The following is a 16,105-nucleotide window of genomic DNA, read 5'->3' on the forward strand; positions in this document are numbered from 1 at the left end:
TCCACCGGGTTCAACTCGGGTGCGTAGCGCGGCAGCGGGAGCAAGCTGATGTTCTCGGGCAGGCGCAGCCTGGGTGAGGTGTGCCAGCCAGCACCGTCGAGCACCAGGACGGCGTGCGCGCCCTGGGCCACGCAGCGGCTGATCTCGGCCAGGTGGATGTTCATGGCCTCCACCTTGACCTCGGGCAGCACGACAGCGGCGCCGACGGCGCGCTCGGGGCAGACCGCGCCGAAGAGCCAAGCCCAGGTATAGCGGTGGTCGCGCACGGCACGTGGGCGCGTGCCCCGCTTGGCCCAGATGCGTGTCAGCGTGCCCTGTTGGCCCACACGGGCTTCGTCCATGAACCAGACCTCAAGGGGAGTGCCGGGTGCAACCGCGCCGACAACCTCCTTCACCCGATCAGCGAAGCCCCCCTAAAAGCCGCCTGCGCGGCAGGGTCGCTCTGCGGGTGCTGTGGCCGCACGGAAAGACGGCGGAAGCCCGGAACTCGCTGCTGATCCGCTCCTGCAGGTCGCGGCAGCGCCAGCGCACGACGCCGTCGCGCTCCAGGTCCGGTCCTTCCTCAACCCAGCGGGCCACCACCGCCTCCTGCTCGCTCGAGAGCCGTGGAGCCGGACCCGGAGCACGGCGGTTCACCAGCCCGGCAAGCCCCTCGGCGTTGTAGCGGTGCACCCAGTCACGCAGCGTCTGCCGGTCCATGCCGCAGCTCTCGGCCGCCTCCTCACGCGAGACCCCCTCTAGCACCAGCGCGATCGCCAGCATCCGGCGTGCCGCATTCGCATCACGGCTCCGCGCCGCTGACTTCCGGAGTTCGGCCGCCGAAAGATCCTGCCGCGTGATCGCCAACGCCATCCCAGCCTCCCAAACCAGCCGTCAGGAGGAGCGAATCACAACCGCCGCGCGGGCGGGATCACATGCGAGTCAGCGATCAAGGCGGTTGGTATAACATGGCTGCCTACGGCGCTTGAAACCGAACGCGGGGTCCGGGGTGGCCGCTGCCACCCCGGCGGACGTCCGGAGGCAGAGCCTCCGGGGCCCACCGCCCTACTGCAGCCGCGCCCGGATACCCGCCAGCTTCTCCGGGTTCCGCACGATGTAGATGCGCATGATCAGCCCATCCCGGATTTCCAGCGCCGTGGTTTGCGGCAGCCCGTCCGCTTCCAGCGTGACATAGCCCGGAAGGGTGTTGATGCGGCCGAGATGAAGCAGCGGCACCGGGGCCGGGTGCTTGCGGGCAATGCCGGCGAAGAAGCGGCTGACCTTCCCGGCGCCGCTGATGGGGTTGAGAGCGGCGGGGCGGATACCGCCGCCATCCGTGTGCAGCACGACATCCTGGGCGAGGAGATTGCGCAGCGTCGCCTCGTCGCCGTTGCGGGAGGCGGCGAGGAAGGCGCGGGCGATGCGGCGCGCTTCCGGGTCCGTGACGGGTTGGCGGGGCGCGGTTTCGTTCAGGTGGTCGCGGGCGCGGGTGGCGAGCTTGCGGCAGGCGGCTTCGCTGCGGGCGAGGAGGGTGGCGATCTCGGCGAAGGGGGTTTCGAAGAGATCGTGCAGGATGAAGACGGCGCGCTCGGCCGGGGAGAGGCGTTGCAGGGTGAGCAGGAAGGCGACGGAGAGATCCTGTGCGTGCTCGTGGGCGGCCTGTTGCGGGGGGTCTTCCGAGTCCAGCACGGGTTCGGGAAGCCAGGGACCGACATAGTGCTCGCGGTGGGAGCGGGCGGATTTCAGGTGGTCCAGGCTCAGCCTTGTCGCGACCTTGAGGAGCCAGGCGCGGGGGATCTCGATCTGGCTGCGGTCGGCCGCGTTCCAGCGGAGGAAGGTGTCCTGGGCGATGTCCTCCGCGGTTGCGAAGGAGCCGGTCATGCGGTAGGCGAGCCCGATCAGCTCGGCCCGCAGGGGGGTGAAGCCGTCGGTGGGATCGGGCTCGCCTTGCATGGTCAGGCCGCCGCCGCCGCTGCTGGCGCCGGGGCCTCGCACTGGGGCAGGCTGCGGAAGCCGATGGCTAGGCGGTTCCAGGCGTTGATCGTGGCGATCAGCAGGGTGAGCTTCACGATCTCCTCCTCGGTGAACTCGGGCTTCAGGGCCTCGTAGTCCTCGTCTGGGGCATGGGTGGCGGCGACGAGGGTCAGGGCCTCAGTCCAGGCCAGGGCGGCGCGTTCGCGCGGGGTGTAGTGGGGGGCTTCGCGCCAGGCATCCAGCAGGAAGAGGCGGGCTGTGGATTCGCCCTCCTTGATGGCGTCCCGCGTGTGCATGTCGATGCAGAAAGCGCAGCCGTTGATCTGGGAGGCGCGGGTCTTCACCAGATGGATCAGGCAGTGCTCAAGGCCGCTGGCGGCGACCGTCTTCTCCAAATTCAACATGGCCTGCAGGAGCTTGGGGGCGGTGGCGAAGTAGTTCAGGCGCGGTGTCATGGCGACCATCCTTGCATGGGGTTGTCGGCCATAGGACGAGGCGGCGGCGGCGGATGTGACGCGGGCGCGTGATTTTTTCGCGGCGCTGACAGCGGGCGGGTGGTCGCGCTAGGCTGTGGGGGATGGGTCTCGGGGGAGGCCCAAGGGGGTCTTCGATCTTGGCCGGGTTCGTGCTGCGCTTGTTGCTGCTCGCGCTGACAGGCGGGGCGCTATCCGCCTGCGGATCCACGCGGGGGCCGATCGCGGCCGGCTATGGTTATGAGGCGAGTGACGGCTACCAGTCCTGCGTGCCCTATGCGCGGGCGCGGTCGGGGATCGAGCTGCGCGGGGACGGATGGCAGTGGTGGGAGGCGGCGGCCGGGCGCTATGACCGGAACCAGCGGCCGCGGCCGGGCGCCGTGCTGGTGCTGCAGCGGACCTCCCGGCTGCGGGATGGGCATGTCGCGGTAGTGGCGCGGGTGATGGGTCCGCGCGAGATCCGGGTGGACCATGCGAACTGGGCCTCGGGCGGGCTGAAGGGCCGGGTGGCGCGGGACCAGCTGGTGGTGGATGTCTCGGCGGCGAATGACTGGTCCGCGGTGCGCGTGTGGTACCCGCCGGCCGCGGTGGTGGGGAACACCGTGTTTCCGGCCTATGGCTTTGTCCATCCGACGCGGAGCTGGGCCTCCGCCCAGTGATGGGCCTCGAAAGAACGGCTGCGGAATGATTCGGGAATGGATGACGGAACCGTCATCCAGCCATTGCGCCGGGACGCCGCATGGCCCATGTCCCTATCTGGATTTCCACAGGGATGGCGTGGGCCGGTTTACCCCGGTGGGTCGCCGCCCTAGTGTTCCTCCCAGGAACGTGGCGAAGGCCACAGGCCCGCCAAACCACGCAAGGATATCGGGGCGTCACATGGGTTCGTTCAGCATCTGGCACTGGCTCGTCGTGCTGCTGGTCGTGCTGCTGCTCTTCGGCAGCGGCAAGATCAGTGGCCTGATGGGCGACCTCGCCACGGGGATCAAGTCCTTCAAGAAGAACATCAAGGAGGACGAGCCGGACGCCTCCATGGCGGAGACGACGGCGCAGCCGCCGGCCGGCAACCTGCCGTCGCCGGGTACGACGCAGTCCGTCGCGGATCCGAACCGCACCGTGGTGCGCCAGCCGCCCGGCCCGGTCTGATCCCAGGTTTCTTGCCATGATGGCGCGCCGGTCCCGCAGGGGGCCGGCGCGTTTCGTTTGTGTGATGCTTTGGGGACAGGATGATGGCGGATCCCATTCCTGGCGGGGCGGTCCGGGCGATCGTCGAGGCCGGGCGCCGGATGGCGGAGCGGAACTGGGTGCCGGCGACGGCGGGGAACATCTCCGTCCGGCTGCCGGGCGGGCGGGTGGCGATCACGCGCTCGGGCTTCCACAAGGCGCATCTGACCGCCGAGGCGGTGATGGCGGTGGACCTGCAGGGCGTGCCGGAGGATCCGACGCTGCGGCCTTCGGCCGAGACGGGGCTGCATTGCGGGGCCTATCGCGCCTTTCCGAATGCGGGGGCCGTGGTGCACGGGCATTCGGTGGCCAATACCGTGCTGTCCATGCGGGCCGGGGATTCGGTGCGGCTGGAGGGGTATGAGCTGCTGAAGGCTTTCCCAGGGCTGGCAACGCATGAGGCCTCGGTCGAGGTGCCGGTGCTGGACAACGACCAGGACATCGCCCGGCTGCAGCAGGCCGTGGAGGCGTGCTGGGCGCGCATGGCGGAACCCGCCCTTCCCGGGTATTTGATCCGCGGCCACGGTGTCTATGTATGGGGCCCTGACATGAACGCCGCGCTGGCGCGCCTGGAGGGGCTGGAATTCATGCTGGCCTGCGAGATGGCCAGGTTGTCGTTCAACTGACCTTTGGGAGGTTCCGAGCCATGAGCCGCCTTGTCGTTCATGATGCCAATACCCGCTCTGTGCTGCAGGACACGCAGGACGGTGACGAAATCGCCAAGACGCTGGCCGGGATCGGCGTGCGATTCGAGCGATGGGATGTGGCCGAGCTGCCCGCCGGGGCGGATGCCGACACGGTGCTGGCGGCATACCGGCCGCGGTTGGACGCCTTTCTAGGCGAGACCGGGGCGGGCACGGCGGATGTAATCCGGCTGACCGCCGATCATCCCCAGGCTGATGCGCTGCGAACCAAGTTCCTGGCTGAGCACCGGCATACCGAGGACGAGGTGCGCTTCTTCCATGAGGGCGCGGGGAACTTCATCCTGCATGTCGGCGACAAGGTCTATGACACGCATTGCACGAAGGGCGACCTGATCTCCGTGCCGGCGAATACCGAGCACTGGTTCGATGCGGGCAGCGTGCCGAATGTGACGGCGCTGCGGATCTTCACCGACACGACCGGCTGGACGCCGCATTACACGGGCACCGACATGTCGGAGCGCTTCCCGGCCACCACGGCGTGACCCCGCCGAAGGTTGTCGTCTGCGACATCGAGGGGACGACCAGCGCGATCGCCTTCGTGAAGGACTCGCTGTTCCCCTTCGCGGAGCAGGCGCTGGACGGCTTCCTGCGCGCGCGGGCCGATGATCCGGCGGTGGCGGCCGTGCTGGAGGAGACGCGCGGCCTGGCGCCGGGGCTGGAGCCGGCCGAGGCGTTGCGCGGCTGGATGGCGCGGGACGAGAAGGTGACGCCGCTGAAGGCGATCCAGGGGATGGTCTGGCGGCAGGGCTTCGAGGACGGAGCGCTGCACGGGCATCTCTGGCCGGATGTGGCGCCCTGCCTGCGCGCCTGGGCAGCGGCGGGTGTGAAGCTGCGGATCTATTCCTCGGGCTCCGTGGAGGCGCAGAAGCTGCTGTTCCGGCATTCGGCGGCCGGCGACTTGACGCCGATCCTGTCCGGCTTCGACGACACGCGGACGGGGCCGAAGCGGGAGGCCGCGTCCTACCAGGCGATCGCGGCCTCGGCTGGGGTGGAGCCAGGGGCGGTGCTGTTCCTCTCCGATGTCGCGGAGGAGCTGGATGCGGCCGCCGCCGCTGGGATGCAGGTCTGCCAGCTGGTACGCGCGGCGGATGGCACGGTGGCGAGCGGCAGGCATCCGGCCTGCGCCACCTTCCCCGAGGTCGCTCGGCGCTTCGGCCTGCCGGCACCGGACGAACCGCCCCCCGGCTGATCGCGTTTTCGCCGGCCGACTGGCCCTGTTGTCACGCCGCCGCGCTTTCCGGGCGGGGTGCGGCGGGCCAGATTGGCGGCACCCTGGCTTTGGCAGGATTCGGGCTTGCCGCATCTCACTCCCCGTCGGGAGACTTCGACCATGATGACGACCTATTCCCTCCGCGGCGACAGCTGCGCTGTGCATGGCGGGCCGGATACGGTCGAATCCATCGCGCGCGCGACCTGGATCGACCTGCTGAACCCAACGCCGGAGGAGGAGCGCGCCGTGCAGGAGGCGCTCCAGGTGGAGGTGCCGACGCGGGAGGAGATGCAGGAGATCGAAAGCTCCTCGCGGCTGTACAAGGAAGGCGAGGTGCTGTTCCTCACGGCCTCGTTCCTCTACGGCGCGGATGAGGGGGAGTTCGGGTCGACGCCCATCACCTTCGTGCTGGCGCCGACCGCGCTGGTGACGGTGCGCTATGCGACGCCCAAGGCGTTTTCCGTTTTCGCGGTGCGGGCGCAACGGCAGGCGCTGCCGATCCTGAAGACGCCGGATGGCGTGATGCTGCATCTGTTCGAGCAGATCGTGGACCGGCTGGCCGATATCCTGGAGCGGACGGCGAGTGAGATGGACCGCGCGAGCCAGTCCACCTTCCGCAATGCGCGCAACATGCAGGTGAAGGCGAACAAGCGGGACGTGGACCTGCGGCAGGCGCTGCTGGCGCTGGGGCAGGTGGGTGAGGTGACGAGCCGCGCGAGCGACACGCTGCTGGGGCTGACGCGCATCCTGACCTTCGTCGGCGCGGAGAAGGCCAACGCCGTGCGCAAGGAGAATCAGACGATGATCAAGACGCTGGTCCGGGACGTGCGCTCGCTGGTCGAATACGCGAACACGATGAACAACAAGGCGCAGTTCCTGCTGGATGCCGTGCTGGGCATCATCAGCATGGACCAGAACGGGATCATCAAGACCTTCACCGTGGCGTCCGTCGCGCTGATGCCGCCGACGCTGGTGGCGAGCATCTACGGCATGAACTTCGAGTTCATGCCCGAGCTGAAATGGGCGCTGGGCTATCCCTGGGCGCTGCTGCTGATGGTGGTGAGCGCGGTGCTGCCTATCGTGTACTTCAAGCGGAAGGGATGGCTGTAGCGCGGACGACCCGGTGCCCGCCCCGTCCCTGACCCCACGAAGTGTTTGGCTGGGGCACGGCGGGAAGAGGTAGGCAGGCGCCGCCTGGTCCCATCATGCTCCTTCCTGGCCGCCCGATGCCGTGACGCATGGCGGGAGAGTGGGCCGGGAGGAATATGCCAATGAGACCGCTTTCACGCAGAAGAACGCTGTTCGGCAGCGCCTGCCTTGCCTGTGCCGGGCTGCATGGGCTGGCGGCTTCCGCCGTGGCGCAGGAGCCGCAGCGCTGGTCGCCGCCGGCCGCCGGCGACCGCTGCCCCTCGCCGCGCTGGGGAGCGGCGGACCGGCGCGGGTCGATGAACCTGATGACGGCGGAGCGGGCCAAGCGCGCGGCCTCGCTGATCCGGACGGGCGAGATCGTGGAATGCGGGCAGACGCTGAACCAGACCATGCCCTTCTTCGGCACGCGGCGGTTCGACGTGCATCTCAAGCGCACCTTCATGAATCCCCAGCCGAACCGGCGCGGTTCCAATGAGGAGCTGGTGGTCTCCGAGATCAGCCAGGTGGGGACGCAGCTGGATGCCTTCCCCCACCAGACCATCGGGGATGAGGCGTATAACTGCGTGAACATCCCGCGCATCTCCAGCCGCAACGGCTTCACCGAGATGGGCGTGGACACGGTGGGCACGATCTTCACGCGCGGCGTGCTGATCGATGTGGCAGGGCTCAAGGGCGTTCCAACCCTGCCCGACACCTATGAGATCACGGTCGCCGATCTGGAGGCCGCGCTGTCGCGCCAGAACGTCCGAATCGAGGAAGGCGATGCCGTGATCATCCACACGGGCTGGGGCCTGCTTTGGGGGCGGGAGAACGCACGCTTCGTCGCCTCCTGCCCCGGGATCGGCGTGGCGGCGGCGGAATGGATCCTGCGCCAGAATCCGATACTGATGGGATCGGACAACTGGCCGGTGGAGTGTTCGCCCTCCAAGACCATGCCGGATGCGAGCCTGCCGGTGCATCAGCTGGCGCTGGTGGTTCATGGCGTGCACCTGCTGGAGAACATGAAGCTGGATGTGCTCGCGCAGCGCGGCCAGTCCGAATTCGCCTTCGCGGTGCAACCCCTGAAGATCCAGGGCGGGACGGGCTCGACCGTCGCGCCTTCCGCGCTGTTCTAGGCCGGGTTCTGGCGCGCCGGGCTGCGGGAGGATTCCCGCAGCCTCCGGCTGCCGGATGTTGTGTTCATCCCTTGCCGGCAACCGCTTCCACGCCGGAGGCTTGAGTTCCTTCCAGGCGGGCGAGGGAAGTGGGCATGCGGTCCGGCGATGCGGCGAGGCTGGCGCGGGTGCTTGCTTTGCTTGGCTCGGAATATGCCGGGGAGAGGGCTTCGGCCGCGCTGGCGGCGCATCGCCTCGTGAAGCGCCTCGGGACCACCTGGCAGGAGGTGTTGGCGCCGAAGGCGGAGGAAGTGCCGGTCCGGAAGGAGGCGCTGGAAGCCGTGGAGTCCCGGTTGCGCCAGTCCCAGCGGGAGAATGCCGAACTCCGCCGCCAGATCACCCTGCTGAAGCGCCGGCTGGAGGCGTTGCAGCCGCGCCAGCCGGCGCAATGGGAGGACTGAGCGGGGAGGCGCGCCGGGGAAGCGGTTCAGGGCTTCAGTCGCGCCCGCAGGGCCCGCACCGCGCTGTCAGGCGTGGTGAGCACCGGCTTTCCCGTCGCCGCCGTGATGAGCGGGGCGGCGCGGGCGAGGCTGAACTGGGCGAGGGCGATGGCGTCGCAATCGATCAGGTCGCGCGCGGCCTCGGCAGCCAGGCGGTCATGGGTTTCAGCATCGCCACGATTCAGGGCGTCGAGGGCGCCTTCGGCGAGTCGAGGGACGAGAATGACGTTCCCCGGGAATTCGGGGGGCATGCTGTCCAGCGTGGGGCCGAAACTCGCGAGCAGGCCGATGCGGCCGCCCATGGCCCCGGCTTCGGCAACCATGGCCTCGTTGGGCTTGAGGACGGGGAGGGGGGCGAGCTCGGCGGCACAGGCTTCGATGCAGGGGCCGAAGGCGGAGCAGGTGAAGAGGATGGCGTCCGCGCCCGTGTTCACCGCGTAGCGGGAGAGGGTGAGGAAGCGCTCGGTCATGGCCGGGGTGATGGTGCCGTCCCGCGCGAGGTCGGCGGAGAGGCTGTCATCCAGCAGGTTCATGAGGGTGGCGTCGGGCCAGAGGCGGGCGAAGGCGGCCTCGATGGCCGGGGGCGAGTGGCGCAGGGCATGGATGAGGGCAATCCGCATGGGTGGAGTGTGACGCAGATCGGGCTTTGAAACAAATGTTGCAGTATGCGGCGCGTGGTGCACTATATGTTTCATGCCCATGGACGCGCCGCTGGAACGCCTTCGCCTCGCGCAGCCGGAGCTTCCACCCCGGCTGCGCGAGGCGGCGCGCTATCTGGCGGAGCACGCCTTCGACGCGACCACGCGCTCCATGCGGGAGCTGGCGGCGGATGCGGGGGCGAGTCCGGCGAGCTTCACGCGGTTGGCCCAGGCGCTGGGCTATTCGGGATGGGAGCCGCTGCGGGCGGCGCTGGTGGAGGCGCGGCGGCCGGCGGCCCCCTTCTCGGGGCGGGCGCAAGCGCGGGACGATCTTCCGGCAGCGATGCTGGCCGCCGATGCGGCGGCGCTCGGGCGGCTGGAGGCAGGGCCGGTGGCGGCCGCGGCGGCGGCGCTGCATGGCGCGCCGCGGATCTGGTGCGCCGGGTTCCGATCCTGCCGGGCGGTGGCGGGGCTGCTGCATTACCAGCTTCGGCTGTTCCGGCCGGAGGCGCGGCTGGTGGGGGCCGAAGGGCCGGAGGAGCTGGACCTGGAGGGCTTTGCCGCGCGGGATGCCGTGGTGGTGGCGAGTTTCGCACCCTATTCCGCCGAGGCGGTGCGCACGGCCGCCGCCGCGCGGCGGACGGGGGCCATGCTGGTGGCGCTGGTCGATTCGCCCCTGGCGCCGGTGGCGTGCGGGGCGGCGCATCTGCTGCGCTTCGAGGCCGATGGGCCTGGTTTCTTCCATTCACTGACTGGCGCCGTTTCCCTGGCGCAGGCGCTGGCGGCGGCGGTCTTCGCCCAAGGCGGGGCTGCCGCGATGGAGCGGCTGCGCCAATCCGAGGCGCGGCTGGCCGAGCTTTCCCGATACGCTTCCGATGAGGATTCCCGATGACATCCCGCCTTCTGCATCGTGGCCGCAACACCCCTCCCGTGGCCGTGGGGGGGAAGGGCTCCTGGCTGCATCTCGCCGATGGGCGGGAGGTGCTGGATGCCTCGGGCGGGGCGGCGGTGTCCTGCCTCGGGCACCAGCATCCGGCGGTGGTCGAGGCGGTGCAGCGGCAGATGGGGGCGCTGGAATACGCGCATACCGGCTTCTTCACGAACGAGCCCGCCGAGCGGCTGGGCGAGGTGCTGGTGGGGCATGAGCCGGGCGGGCTGAGCCGCGCCTATTTCGTCTCCGGCGGGTCCGAGGCGATGGAGGCCGCGCTGAAGCTGGCGCGGCAGCATTTCGTGGAAGCGAGGCAGCCGCAGCGGGGGCGCTTCATCGCCCGGCGGCAGAGCTATCACGGCAATACGCTCGGGGTGCTGGCGCTGGGCGGGAATGTGGCGCGACGGGCGCCTTACGCGCCGATCCTGGCGGATGCCTTCAGCCATGTGTCGCCGGCCTTTGCCTATCGCGGCATGCGCGAGGGCGAGGACGAGGCGGGTTTCGTGGCGCGGCTTGCCGATGAGTTGGAGGCGGAGTTCCAGCGGCTGGGGCCGCAGAACGTGGCCGCCTTCGTGGCGGAGACGGTGGTTGGGGCGACGGCGGGTTGCGTGGCGCCGCCCGCCGGGTACTTCCGCGCTGTGCGGGGCATCTGCGACCGGCACGGGGCGCTGCTCATCCTCGACGAGGTGATGAGCGGGATGGGGCGGACCGGGACGCTGCATGCCTGGGAGCAAGAAGGGATTTCGCCGGACATCCAGGCAATCGCGAAGGGGCTGGGCGGCGGCTACCAGCCGATCGGCGCGATCCTGATGAACGACCGCGTGCTGGCGCCGATCCTGGCGGGCTCGGGCGCCTTCGCGCATGGGCATACCTACCTGTCGCATCCGGTGGCCTGCGCCGCCGCGCTGGCGGTGCAGGAGGTGATCGCCTCCGACGGGCTGCTGGAGCGCGTGCGGCTGCTTGGGGCGCGGCTGGAGGCGGGGCTGGTGGAGCGCTTCGGCAACCACCGGCATGTGGGTGACATCCGGGGGCGCGGGCTGTTCCAAGCCATCGAGTTGGTGGAGGACCGCGCGACGCGCGCGCCCTTCGATCCGGCGCGGAAGCTGAACCTGCGCATCCGGGACGAGGCGCTGTCGCGCGGGCTGGCGGTCTATCCTGGCGCCGGCACGGCGGATGGGGCCGCGGGGGACCACATCCTGCTGGCGCCGGCCTATATCGCGACCGAGGCGGAGATCGATCTGATCGTCTCGCGCCTCGGGGAGGCGGTCGATGCGGTGCTGGCCGCATGAACGATCCAATACGAAGGGTATGGAAATGATGAAGCGTTTGTTGCTGGCGGCCTGTGCTGCCATCGGGCTTTCCGCCGCGGCGGGTGCCGCCACGCTGGAGACGGTAAAGGAGCGCGGTACGCTCGCCTGCGGTGTCTCCACGGGCTTCGCGGGCTTCTCCGTGCCGGATTCGCGCGGCGAGGTGCGCGGGCTCGATGCGGATTACTGCCGCGCGGTCGCGGCGGCGGTGCTGGGCGATGCGACGAAGGTGCGCTTCGTCGGGCTGACGGCGCAGAACCGTTTCACGGCGCTCCAATCCGGAGAGGTGGATGTGCTGCTGCGCAATTCCACCCAGACATTCCTGCGCGATGCAACAATCGGGCTGAATGCGGGGCCGGTGAACTTCTATGACGGCCAGGGCTTCGCGGTGCGCCGCGATGCGAACGTCAAGGATGTGAAGGGGCTGGATGGCGCGACCGTCTGCGTGGCGCAGGGCACGACGCATGAGGTGACGCTGGGTGACGTGGCGCGTGCACGCGGCATCACCTTCCAGCCGGTGGTCTTCGAGCGCGTGGACACGATGTACCAGGCCTTCTTCGCAGGCCGCTGCGACGCGATGACGCAGGACGCCTCAGCGCTCGCCGGTGCGATGGCGACGGCGGCGCCGAATGCGGCAGACTACCTGGTGCTGGCGGAGACCATCTCGAAGGAGCCGCTCGGGCCTTTCACGCGCAACGGCGATGACGCCTGGAGCAACATCGTCGCCTGGGTGCATTACGGGCTGGTGGAGGCCGAGGAGGCTGGGATCACCAAGGCCAATGCGGATGAGATGGCCCGCGGCGCCAATCCCGTGGCGCAGCGGCTGCTGGGCACGAGCGGCGAGTTCGGCTCGCGCCTCGGGCTCGACAACCGTTGGATGCTGAATGCCATCAAGGCTGTCGGCAATTACGGCGAGGTGTTCGAGCGAAATGTCGGGCAGGGCAGCACGCTGAAGCTGCAGCGCGGGCTGAACGGGCTGTGGAACCAGGGCGGGCTGATGTACGCGGTGCCGTTCCGGTGAGGTGAGGCTGGTGGCCCCCGGGAGGCACCGCCTCCCGGACCCTCCGCCGGGGGTGAACGCAGCCCGCGGCCCCTGGGAAGCTACCTGCGGCGCTTAAAGTGAACGGGGTGGTCGCCACCACCCCGGCGGAGGCCCGGAGGCAGAGCCTCCGGAGGCTACCGCCCGGATAGCCCCTAAACCTCGACCGGAACCTCGGTGAGGCCTTCGGTGCCGAAGACCGACCGGTAATACGCGATCTCCTCGGCAGGGCCCGTGGCCTTGGTGTAGTTGTCGCTCAGCTTGACCGCGGGATGTCCTTCGACCGCGGTCACCTTGCAGACGAGGCTGATGGGGGAGAATTCCGGCGCCTCCACGGGCGAGCAGCCGGCGAAGTCGTTCGTCAGCTTGGTGCCGATGCCGGAGCTGATGCGGCAGCGCGGCTCGTGGCGCCATTTGGCGGGGTCCTGGAAATCCCGCGCATCGCGGAAGTGGGAGGGGGCGTGGCCGGGCTGGATGCGGCCGCCAAAGGCGGCGTGCAGCTGCAGCATCAGGTCGGCGTTCAGGCCGTCCGAGGGAATCAACAGCTTCTGGCGCAGGTCACGGCCATGGGCGGCGAAGAAGGCGAGCGCCTCCTCGCCGCCTTCGAAGGGATCCTTGCTGTCCAGACGCACGCCGGTCCAGTCGGCGGCCCAGTCAGGGGCGTCGCGGAAGAACTGGGTGGAACCGTAGGTATCGGGCAGCATCACCCGCATGGCGGGGCCGTACATTTCCTGCCAGAGGCGCAGCACCTCGTATTGCGCATCCTTCAGGCTGGTTGCGCCGAGGCGGCCGAGCCGCGCCAGGGCGGTCAGCACCATGGGCAGTTCATGCGCGTTGGTGCCGATGGCTTCCAGATTGTGCTTGTAGGCCAGGTAGGTGTTCGAGGTTCCGGCGAAGACCCCGGGCAGGCGGGCGGCGAGGAGTTCCAGCACGTATTCCTGCCAGAGAAAGGAATGCCGGCGTCGCGTGCCAAAATCGGCGAATTTCAGCCCCGGCACGCCAGCCACGCGCTCGATCTTGGACCAGAGGCGCGACTTGGCGCGGGCGAAGAGGATGTCGAGATCCATCTCGTCCAGCCGGGCATAGCCGCGGCGCGTGCGCAGCTCGGAGAGGATGGCGAGCGCATGGATCTCCCAGAGCGTGACCTCCTCCCATGCTCCCTCAAAGTCCAGCTGGAACTGGCCGTCCATGCGGGAGAGGCGGTAGGGCGGAAGGGAGAGGCCGGAGAGCCAGTCCAGGAAGTCGGGCCGGAAGATGTTGTGCTGGCCGTAGAAGGTGTTGCCGGCCAGCCAGATCAGCTCGGACCTGGTGAAGCGCAGCGTGCGGGCATGGTCGAGCTGGGCGCGCAGCTCCGCCTCATCCACCACCTCGGCGAGGCGAACCGAGCGCGTGCGGTTGATGACGGTGAAGCGGACATGCGTGCCCGGGAAATGCTTCCAGATGAACTGCAGCATCGCCAGCTTGTACCAATCGTCGTCCAGCATGGAGCGGATGATCGGGTCGAGCGTCCAGTTGCGGTCATGGGCACGCTTGGCGAGGTTGTGGATCATGAGGTGGCCGGGCTCTCGTTGGCCTGCACATGGCGTAGCAGTTCCTCGAGAAAGGTGGACAGGGATGCGGCGGGATCGTCGCCTTCCCCGGCGATGACGTTGATGCCCCATTGGGCGAGCACGGCTTCCTGCACGTCGTTCCGGCGTGGCATGAAGACAAAGGGAGAGGGGCGGTCCTTCTCGTAGCCGGAGTCGCGCCAGACCTGGGCGAGCTTGTGCAGCAGCAGGCGGATGTTCAGGTCCGACATGCTGTAGCCGATGAAGAGGAGCGTGCGGCCGAGCGCATCGGCCCAGAGCTTGATGTCGAGCGGGGAGGAGAAGCCGAGGCGGTTGAGGTAGTCGGTCTCGGCGATGACGAGGGATTGGTCATCCTCGAAATCGCCGTGGTACTTGATGATCTGGGTGACGGTGTCGTTGGTCTTGGCGATGTCGCGGGTGTTGGCGATCTTGACGTAGTCGCAGCCATGCACGCGGAAGGCGGTTTCCAGGTTCGCGTCGTAGTTGGTGGTGTAGATGATGGGAAAGTTGAGCTGCACGATGATCTCGTGCAGGCGCGAGGCGCGGATCTTCTCCTCCGTGACGCTCCAGTTCCGGTCCATCCAGCTGCGCAGCGGGCCGATGCTGCCTTTCTTCAGGCGGTAGTACTCGGCCAGAGTGTGATAGCTGCTGTCGGCGCTGAGGAACCATTCTGGATCGAGGCCAAGCTCCTCGCCCATATGCTCGATGAGCTGGCGCCAGGAGGGGAGGCCGACGGTCATGGAGAGGCCGGCGCCGACGAAGAGGATGGCGCGCCTTTCACGAATAACCTGTGCCAGCGAGTCCAGATCCGAGCGCATTCCTGCCGCACCACCACGCCGGGGGAGATAGAACCCAGGGGCGGGAGGCGGGTTTCCGCGAAAGCACGCAAAGAAAAGGCCCGGCGGATCGCTCCGCCGGGCCTTTCCCGTTCAGGTCGGGATCAGCCGATGCGCTCGCCGTGGAGGGAGACGTCGAGGCCTTCGCGCTCCTCTTCCTCGGAGACACGCAGGCCGACGATGACGTCCACGATCTTCAGCAGGATCCAGGTGGCGACCGCCGTGTAGATGAAGGTGGCGACCACGGCATAGACCTGGATCAGGAACTGCCCGGTGCTGCCGGCGACGCCTTCCGGCGCGGCGGCCGTGGCCGAGAGCGGACCATAGGCGAAGAAGCCCGTCAGCAGCGCGCCGACGATGCCGCAGATGCCGTGCACGCCGAAGGCGTCCAGGCTGTCGTCATAGCCGCACCAGTGCTTGAGCGCGGTGGCGCCCCAGAAGCCGGCGAGGCCCGCGATGACGCCGATGATCAGCGCCGGCACCGGCAGGACAAAGCCGGCGGCGGGCGTGATCGCGACGAGGCCCGCGACGGCGCCGGAGATGGCGCCGAGGACGGAGGGCTTGCCCTTGCCCATCCATTCCGCCGCCAGCCAGGCGAGGGTGGCCGCGGCCGCCGCGATCTGCGTGACCAGCATGGCCATGCCCGCGCGGCCACCGGCGGCGCCCGCGGAACCCGCGTTGAAGCCAAACCAGCCCACCCACAGCAGGGAGGCGCCGATGACGGCGAGCGCGAGGTTGAAGGGCGACATGTTTTCGGTGCCGTAGCCGACGCGCTTGCCGAGCACGATGGCGGCGACGAGGCCAGCGACGCCCGCATTGATGTGGACCACCGTGCCGCCCGCGAAGTCGAGCGCGCCCAGGCCGAAGATCCAGCCATTCGGGTGCCAGACCCAATGGGCAATCGGAGCGTAGATGACCAGCAGCCAGAGGATGGTGAAGAGCACCATGGCCGAGAACTTCATCCGCTCGGCAAAGGCGCCGGAGATGAGGGCCGGGGTGATGATGGCGAAGGTCATCTGGAACATCAGGAAGACCGTCTCGGGAATGGTGAAGGCCACCGCCGAATCGCCTGTTCCCAGCGTAAAGGGCTTGTCCCAGTTCTCCGCCACGCCGCGGAGCAGCAGCTTGGAAAGGTCGCCGACATAGGCGCCGCCCTCGCCGAAGGCGAGGCTGTAGCCGGCCACCATCCAGACGATGGAGGCGATCGCCGCGATGGCGAAAGACTGCATCATGGTGCCGAGAACGTTCTTCTTGCGGACCATGCCCGAATAGAAGAGCGCGAGGCCCGGGATGGTCATCATCAGCACCAGCGCGGTGGAGGTGAGCATCCAGGCGGTGTCGCCGGTGTCCACCGTGGCCGGGGCATCCTGGGCCAGGGCGGGGCCGGCCAGCAGCATGGCACCCGTCGTGGTCAGGGCGGCGGCGGCCATCGCCCAGCCGCGCATATGGGGTCGCATCGTCGTTTCCTTGTTCTTGGTCATC

17 protein-coding genes and 1 pseudogene are annotated in these 16,105 nt (G+C 68.8%); 11 read left to right on the plus strand and 7 right to left on the minus strand.

Features of this window, described 5'->3' with window-relative positions:
• From GSE44_RS25620 to GSE44_RS09205, 3 genes and pseudogenes are all read right to left on the minus strand, one after another.
• Nucleotides 1-852 (minus strand): annotated as a pseudogene (locus GSE44_RS25620) (IS630 family transposase); the annotation flags it as partial.
• A 192-nt stretch (nucleotides 853-1,044) separates the two neighbouring features.
• Complete coding sequence (locus GSE44_RS09200) at nucleotides 1,045-1,932, minus strand: sigma-70 family RNA polymerase sigma factor (protein ID WP_159348508.1); 888 nt, start codon at nucleotides 1,930-1,932, stop codon at nucleotides 1,045-1,047.
• A 2-nt stretch (nucleotides 1,933-1,934) separates the two neighbouring features.
• Entirely contained in the window at nucleotides 1,935-2,408 is a 474-nt protein-coding gene (locus tag GSE44_RS09205; protein ID WP_159348509.1) for a carboxymuconolactone decarboxylase family protein, read from the minus strand.
• 158 nt (nucleotides 2,409-2,566) lie between these two features.
• On the opposite strand from GSE44_RS09205, the gene GSE44_RS09210 reads away from it, so the two are divergent.
• From GSE44_RS09210 to GSE44_RS09245, 8 genes are all read left to right on the plus strand, one after another.
• Nucleotides 2,567-3,085 (plus strand): CHAP domain-containing protein, encoded by a 519-nt coding sequence (locus GSE44_RS09210; protein WP_235924666.1) that lies wholly within the window; start codon nucleotides 2,567-2,569, stop codon nucleotides 3,083-3,085.
• A 220-nt stretch (nucleotides 3,086-3,305) separates the two neighbouring features.
• A complete protein-coding gene (locus tag GSE44_RS09215) occupies nucleotides 3,306-3,572 on the plus strand; it encodes a twin-arginine translocase TatA/TatE family subunit (RefSeq protein ID WP_159348511.1) in 267 nt (88 codons plus the stop codon).
• Nucleotides 3,573-3,655: 83 nt separating this feature from the next.
• A complete protein-coding gene (locus GSE44_RS09220) occupies nucleotides 3,656-4,276 on the plus strand; it encodes a methylthioribulose 1-phosphate dehydratase (RefSeq protein ID WP_159348512.1) in 621 nt (206 codons plus the stop codon).
• 20 nt (nucleotides 4,277-4,296) lie between these two features.
• Nucleotides 4,297-4,836: a 1,2-dihydroxy-3-keto-5-methylthiopentene dioxygenase gene (locus GSE44_RS09225; protein ID WP_159348513.1), complete on the plus strand. Its 540-nt coding sequence runs from the start codon at nucleotides 4,297-4,299 to the stop codon at nucleotides 4,834-4,836.
• Complete coding sequence (mtnC, locus tag GSE44_RS09230) at nucleotides 4,833-5,543, plus strand: acireductone synthase (protein WP_159348514.1); 711 nt, start codon at nucleotides 4,833-4,835, stop codon at nucleotides 5,541-5,543. The genes GSE44_RS09225 and mtnC overlap by 4 nt, the downstream gene beginning before the upstream one ends.
• A gap of 141 nt (nucleotides 5,544-5,684) precedes the next feature.
• Nucleotides 5,685-6,674 (plus strand): magnesium/cobalt transporter CorA, encoded by a 990-nt coding sequence (gene corA / locus GSE44_RS09235; protein WP_159348515.1) that lies wholly within the window; start codon nucleotides 5,685-5,687, stop codon nucleotides 6,672-6,674.
• Nucleotides 6,675-6,835: 161 nt separating this feature from the next.
• A complete protein-coding gene (locus tag GSE44_RS09240; protein ID WP_159348516.1) occupies nucleotides 6,836-7,828 on the plus strand; it encodes a cyclase family protein in 993 nt (330 codons plus the stop codon).
• Between the two features lie 134 nt (nucleotides 7,829-7,962).
• Entirely contained in the window at nucleotides 7,963-8,268 is a 306-nt protein-coding gene (locus GSE44_RS09245; RefSeq protein ID WP_159348517.1) for a hypothetical protein, read from the plus strand.
• Between the two features lie 26 nt (nucleotides 8,269-8,294).
• Here GSE44_RS09245 and GSE44_RS09250 read toward each other — a convergent pair whose 3' ends face one another.
• Complete coding sequence (locus GSE44_RS09250) at nucleotides 8,295-8,927, minus strand: aspartate/glutamate racemase family protein (RefSeq protein ID WP_159348518.1); 633 nt, start codon at nucleotides 8,925-8,927, stop codon at nucleotides 8,295-8,297.
• A gap of 79 nt (nucleotides 8,928-9,006) precedes the next feature.
• Between GSE44_RS09250 and GSE44_RS09255 the strand changes: the two genes are divergently transcribed.
• The 3 genes from GSE44_RS09255 to GSE44_RS09265 are packed head-to-tail and all read left to right on the plus strand — an operon-like array spanning nucleotide 9,007 to nucleotide 12,201.
• Nucleotides 9,007-9,837 carry a MurR/RpiR family transcriptional regulator gene (locus GSE44_RS09255; protein WP_235924667.1) on the plus strand — a complete coding sequence of 277 codons (831 nt, stop codon included), beginning with the start codon at nucleotides 9,007-9,009 and terminating at the stop codon, nucleotides 9,835-9,837.
• On the plus strand, nucleotides 9,834-11,162 hold the full coding sequence (locus GSE44_RS09260) for an aspartate aminotransferase family protein (protein ID WP_159348520.1): 1,329 nt from the start codon (nucleotides 9,834-9,836) through the stop codon (nucleotides 11,160-11,162). Before GSE44_RS09255 ends, GSE44_RS09260 begins: the two co-directional genes overlap by 4 nt.
• 25 nt (nucleotides 11,163-11,187) lie before the next feature.
• Nucleotides 11,188-12,201, plus strand: a complete 1,014-nt coding sequence (locus GSE44_RS09265; protein WP_159348521.1) for an amino acid ABC transporter substrate-binding protein — start codon at nucleotides 11,188-11,190, stop codon at nucleotides 12,199-12,201.
• A 173-nt stretch (nucleotides 12,202-12,374) separates the two neighbouring features.
• Here the strand turns inward: GSE44_RS09265 and GSE44_RS09270 are convergent, their stop codons facing one another.
• The 3 genes from GSE44_RS09270 to GSE44_RS09280 form a co-directional block, all read right to left on the minus strand.
• Complete coding sequence (locus GSE44_RS09270) at nucleotides 12,375-13,769, minus strand: nicotinate phosphoribosyltransferase (protein ID WP_159348522.1); 1,395 nt, start codon at nucleotides 13,767-13,769, stop codon at nucleotides 12,375-12,377.
• Entirely contained in the window at nucleotides 13,766-14,605 is an 840-nt protein-coding gene (locus GSE44_RS09275) for an SIR2 family NAD-dependent protein deacylase (protein ID WP_159348523.1), read from the minus strand. Before GSE44_RS09275 ends, GSE44_RS09270 begins: the two co-directional genes overlap by 4 nt.
• Before the next feature lie 122 nt (nucleotides 14,606-14,727).
• The gene (locus GSE44_RS09280; RefSeq protein WP_159348604.1) at nucleotides 14,728-16,068 is read right to left on the minus strand and encodes an ammonium transporter; all 1,341 of its coding nucleotides are present in this window, start codon (nucleotides 16,066-16,068) and stop codon (nucleotides 14,728-14,730) included.
• Nucleotides 16,069-16,105 lie beyond the last annotated feature (37 nt).

This window comes from Muricoccus harenae (assembly GCF_009848505.1).
Taxonomy (GTDB): domain Bacteria; phylum Pseudomonadota; class Alphaproteobacteria; order Acetobacterales; family Acetobacteraceae; genus Roseomonas; species Roseomonas harenae.

What these genes read in the sequence shown, in the direction of transcription:
- GSE44_RS09200 (WP_159348508.1), bottom strand. Translation starts at nt 1,932, where the DNA reads ATGCAAGGCGAGCCCGATCCCACCGACGGCTTCACCCCCCTGCGGGCC.
- GSE44_RS09205 (WP_159348509.1), bottom strand. Translation starts at nt 2,408, where the DNA reads ATGACACCGCGCCTGAACTACTTCGCCACCGCCCCCAAGCTCCTGCAG.
- GSE44_RS09215 (WP_159348511.1), top strand. Translation starts at nt 3,306, where the DNA reads ATGGGTTCGTTCAGCATCTGGCACTGGCTCGTCGTGCTGCTGGTCGTG.
- GSE44_RS09220 (WP_159348512.1), top strand. Translation starts at nt 3,656, where the DNA reads ATGGCGGATCCCATTCCTGGCGGGGCGGTCCGGGCGATCGTCGAGGCC.
- GSE44_RS09225 (WP_159348513.1), top strand. Translation starts at nt 4,297, where the DNA reads ATGAGCCGCCTTGTCGTTCATGATGCCAATACCCGCTCTGTGCTGCAG.
- corA (WP_159348515.1), top strand. Translation starts at nt 5,685, where the DNA reads ATGATGACGACCTATTCCCTCCGCGGCGACAGCTGCGCTGTGCATGGC.
- GSE44_RS09240 (WP_159348516.1), top strand. Translation starts at nt 6,836, where the DNA reads ATGAGACCGCTTTCACGCAGAAGAACGCTGTTCGGCAGCGCCTGCCTT.
- GSE44_RS09245 (WP_159348517.1), top strand. Translation starts at nt 7,963, where the DNA reads ATGCGGTCCGGCGATGCGGCGAGGCTGGCGCGGGTGCTTGCTTTGCTT.
- GSE44_RS09250 (WP_159348518.1), bottom strand. Translation starts at nt 8,927, where the DNA reads ATGCGGATTGCCCTCATCCATGCCCTGCGCCACTCGCCCCCGGCCATC.
- GSE44_RS09255 (WP_235924667.1), top strand. Translation starts at nt 9,007, where the DNA reads ATGGACGCGCCGCTGGAACGCCTTCGCCTCGCGCAGCCGGAGCTTCCA.
- GSE44_RS09260 (WP_159348520.1), top strand. Translation starts at nt 9,834, where the DNA reads ATGACATCCCGCCTTCTGCATCGTGGCCGCAACACCCCTCCCGTGGCC.
- GSE44_RS09265 (WP_159348521.1), top strand. Translation starts at nt 11,188, where the DNA reads ATGATGAAGCGTTTGTTGCTGGCGGCCTGTGCTGCCATCGGGCTTTCC.
- GSE44_RS09270 (WP_159348522.1), bottom strand. Translation starts at nt 13,769, where the DNA reads ATGATCCACAACCTCGCCAAGCGTGCCCATGACCGCAACTGGACGCTC.
- GSE44_RS09275 (WP_159348523.1), bottom strand. Translation starts at nt 14,605, where the DNA reads ATGCGCTCGGATCTGGACTCGCTGGCACAGGTTATTCGTGAAAGGCGC.
- GSE44_RS09280 (WP_159348604.1), bottom strand. Translation starts at nt 16,068, where the DNA reads ATGCGCGGCTGGGCGATGGCCGCCGCCGCCCTGACCACGACGGGTGCC.